The 4,210-nt window shown below is 33.0% G+C and carries 2 protein-coding genes; both read left to right on the top strand.

The genetic code is table 11. The features are described from left to right. Window positions 1-970, top strand: a 970-nt coding sequence (locus P8M54_RS02050) for a SusD/RagB family nutrient-binding outer membrane lipoprotein (RefSeq protein WP_300284484.1), incomplete at its 5' end; no start/stop codon positions are given. A gap of 923 nt (window positions 971-1,893) precedes the next feature. Beyond that, a partial coding sequence (locus P8M54_RS02045; RefSeq protein ID WP_300284481.1) for a SusC/RagA family TonB-linked outer membrane protein occupies window positions 1,894-4,210 on the top strand: 2,317 nt, incomplete at its 3' end.

Genomic DNA, 4,210 nt, shown 5'->3' with positions numbered 1-4,210 from the left:
AACGATTTATACTGGTTTAATTGCTTTATTGGATCAAGGTATTTCAGAGGTAAATGCGGGAACATCTACAATATCTCCGGGAACGAACAGTACAATTTTTCCGGGAGCGTTTGCCACTTCTAAAACAAATTGGGTTAAATTTGCAAATACGCTAAAACTTAGAATGTTTTTGCATTACAGTGAAAAAAACCCAACTTTTGCTAAAAATAAAATAGATGAGTTAGTAAGTTCTGGAGCGTTGCTTATGACAAGTAATGCTGATAGTTTCCAAATGAATTTTGTTGATGCAGCTAATGCAAGAAATCCAATTGATCAATTTGAGACGAACAGAGCAAATAACTTAGTAGCTAACGCTAAATTAGTTGGTATGATGAATGGTAAAGCAGATCCTAGAAGACAATTCTATTTTACACAATTGCCTGCTAATTCTGGAAACTATGTTGGAGCTGTGGGTGGTGCGCCTGCTTCTCCTGCTAGCTATTCAAAGATCCATACGTATTTAAGAGGGACTTTGACAGGTTCAGCCTATTCAGGTGCTGCTCCAATCAGAATGTTGACATTTGCAGAGTATAATTTCATAAGAGCTGAATCTTCTCTTAGATTTGCTTCTCCAGGAGTTGCACAAACCTTCTTTCAAGCAGGAATTAGAGCCTCAATGGAAAGTGCAGGTGTTGCTGCTGCTGATATAACTACGTATTTAACTACTTATGGTGTTTTAACGGGTACTCCTGCTCAACAATTAGAACAAATTATTAATGAGAAATATATAGCTAGCTACGGTGTAGTTTTAGAGCCATGGACTGACTGGAGAAGAACGGGTTATCCAACTTTAGTCTTGCCATCAAATGCGGTAACTTCTTTTGTACCTAGGTCTCTATTTTACCCACAATCAGAGATTGATTTGAATCCTGAAAATGCAACTCAAAAAGCAAATATGAGCGCTAGAGTATTTTGGGATACTAGACCATAATAATTGTAGTTTACTTGAGATATAGATAATCATCTCAATTAAAATTTAATAAGAAGGCAGCAGTGATTTATTTTCACTGTTGCCTTTTTTTGTTGATTTGGTTTTTTTTAGCTCTGTCTTTTATTGTTTTGTTGGTTTTAAATTGTATTAAGTGTTCCATGTGAGACTGAAATTTGTATTTTGTCCCATAAACAGTTCACTATTGTTATTTTGTGATTAACAATTATTGTTGCTTTATGTACTATTTTTTTATAATGTTTTTAGTTTTTTCATACTATTAAATTTATCGTTTGTAGATTAGACTTATTTAATGTTATGGTGTGCTTGTAATTTGTTTTTTTGAGTATTGGTAATAATGAATTTAAGTAATTAAGTTTCTTTTTTGTTTATCTTATTTTGTCTAAATATTTTACAATTTTAGCTAAAAGTGTTGTTGGTTTATTTTTTTGTTAATTACTTTCACTCGTATCTGGACATTTGCTAAGTGGTGAGTAAAATGATTTTGTATATTTCTTATTTTGAATTAATGCTAGATATTTATAAGAATTTATTTCCGTTTTTGTATTATATATACTAAAATTAATTTTTAGTTGATAATTAGTAATAATTTTTAATTTCTCTTTATAAAGCTATATTCTTAAATTTTAGAATTATTGATCTTCTATCTGATGCACTGAATTATTGCTTGATTGATCGATTGTTTCTATTTTTATTATTTTTATAACTATATTTTAACATTTTACATTATTTTCATGAAACTTATATTTTTATAGGATTTTATGCATTAAATCTTTGTTTTTCCAAAGTTTTTTTAATTTTTTATCAACCTTTGTTAAAGTAAATACAATATTTGGAGCCTTTGTATTTGGTTTTTTAAGATATTTTTATGAAATTTGTGATTAACTAATTCAAAATTAATTAACATGAGATTAAAATTTAAATGGATTTTATCGCTTATCATAGCGTTATCTATACAATTCTCTTTCGCTCAAGAGAAAATTGTAAAAGGAACAGTGACAGATGCAACGGGTCCAATACCTGGAGTAAATGTTGTTGTTAAAGGAAAGAAAACTGGAATTCAAACCGATTTCGATGGTAAATTCGCCATTAGTGCAAAAACTGGAGATGTTTTAGTGTTTTCTTTTGTTGGTATGGAGGATAAATCAGTAGCAGTAGGCGCTTCTAGCGTGCTTAATGTTAAGCTTGCATCATCGTCTCAAGCATTAGATGAGGTGGTTGTTGTTGCTTACGGAACTCAAAAGTCAAAAGCTATTGTTGGATCAGTTGTAACTGTTGGTAAAGAGGTTTTAGAAAAGCAGCAAGCAACTAGTGTTTTAACGGCTCTACAAGGAAGTGTTGCGGGTGTAAATATTATCGCAGCTGGTGGTCAGCCAGGTGAAAACCCTACAATTCGTATTCGTGGAATCGGTTCTATCAACGCGTCTGCAGAACCTTTGATAGTTCTTGATGGTGCGCCATTTAGTGGAAATTTGAATACTATTAGTTCGGATCAAATCGAATCTATAAGTGTTTTGAAAGATGCGTCTTCAACTGCTTTGTACGGTTCTAGAGGGTCTAACGGTGTTATCTTGATTACTACTAAAAGAGGTAGATTAGCGTCTCCACCAAGAGTTACGGCTTCTACACTACTTGGTTTTGCAGGAAATGCTGTTAAACTACACGATTTAGTTGACTCAGATACCTATGTTAAATATGCATGGGAAGGTTTAAGAAATGCTAATCAATACGTGAGCAACCAAACTGCTGCTGTTGCAGGAGCAAACGCTTCAAATCAATTAATAGGTAATCTAGGGTACAACCCATACACTGTTGCTGTACCAGTAGATGCGAATGGAAATTTAGTTACTACTCAGAAAAAGTGGGAGACTAACTGGGCGGACTTAATGTTAAATAATGCTGCTGTAAGGAAAGAGCACACCTTTGGTGTAAGTGGAGGTAGTGATAATACATCTTATGCATTCACAACCAATTATTTGGCTCAAGAAGGAAATGTTGTTACTTCTAACTTTGATCGTGTTACAACACGTTTGAGTATCGATTCACAGGTAAGTAAATCAGTTAAGGCGGGTATTACTGCTTTTTATTCTACTTCAAAGCAAAACTTTCCAACTCAAAGTGGGTCTAGTTTTCAAAGTGCTGTACAGTGGATCTATACAGTTCCTTCATATTATCCAGTATACAGAAGAGATGATAGTGGAGATTTGATTAAAGATGGTAAAGGAAATAACATTTTTGATTATGGTGCTAACAATGGTCAAATTGTGAATGGTACTCGTCCTCAATTGAACAATGAGAACGCTTATGGTGCTTTATTCAATTACAAAATCGAAAATAAAAGAGATAATTTTACTGCAAATGCTTACGTAGAATTTACTTTAGCTAAAGATTTGACTTTTAAAACAAATTTAGCTTACGATAAGTATTTGTTTGATTCTTATAATTATGCAAACAATGAAGTTGGATTTGCTTCAAGTGTTGACGGAAGGGTAACTCAGAATAGAGACATAACTACATCAACGAATCTAATCAACAGCTTAAATTACAAGAAATCATTTGGAAATCATAATTTTACAGGTACTCTTATTCAAGAGGCTTACAAGTATGAAATTGATGCTTTAGGTGCTCAAGGTGAAGGTTTCTTGCCAGGAGTTTTTGTTCTTGACGGTAGTACAACACCTTCTAATGTTTCAGGTAGTACAACTGAAGAAAGAATTTCAAGTTATTTAGGTCGTTTATCATACAATTTCAAAGAGAAATACTTTTTAGAGGGTTCGTATCGTAGAGATGGATCAACACGTTTCAAAAGTGATGTTAGATGGGGAGATTTTTATGCAGTTGGTGCTTCTTGGTTAATTTCTGAAGAAAGTTTCCTTAAAAATAGCTCAGTAATTGATCTTTTAAAACTGAAAGCTTCATATGGAGAACTAGGTAATAATAGACTTGCTTCTTATTTTCCTTACTTGCAATTGTTTAATACAGGTTGGAATGAGTTAGAGAATACGGGAGTTGTTCTTGGAGCGGCGGTTGACTCTGCTTTAACATGGGAAAAGACGGCTTCTTCTAATATTGGTTTGGAGTATGGTTTGTTTAATAATAGGATTTCTGGAACTGTTGATTATTACAGTAAAGAGTCTGTTGATTTGATTTACGGTAAGCCAATTCCGGGTTCAACTGGAACAACTAGTATAACAACTAATATTGGGTCTATTAAAAATTCAG

Origin of the sequence: Flavobacterium sp. (assembly GCF_029242675.1) — a bacterium.
Lineage (GTDB): Bacteria > Bacteroidota > Bacteroidia > Flavobacteriales > Flavobacteriaceae > Flavobacterium.
Note: the sequence above shows the minus strand (reverse complement) of the source record. Positions and strands in the feature narration are given on the sequence as shown.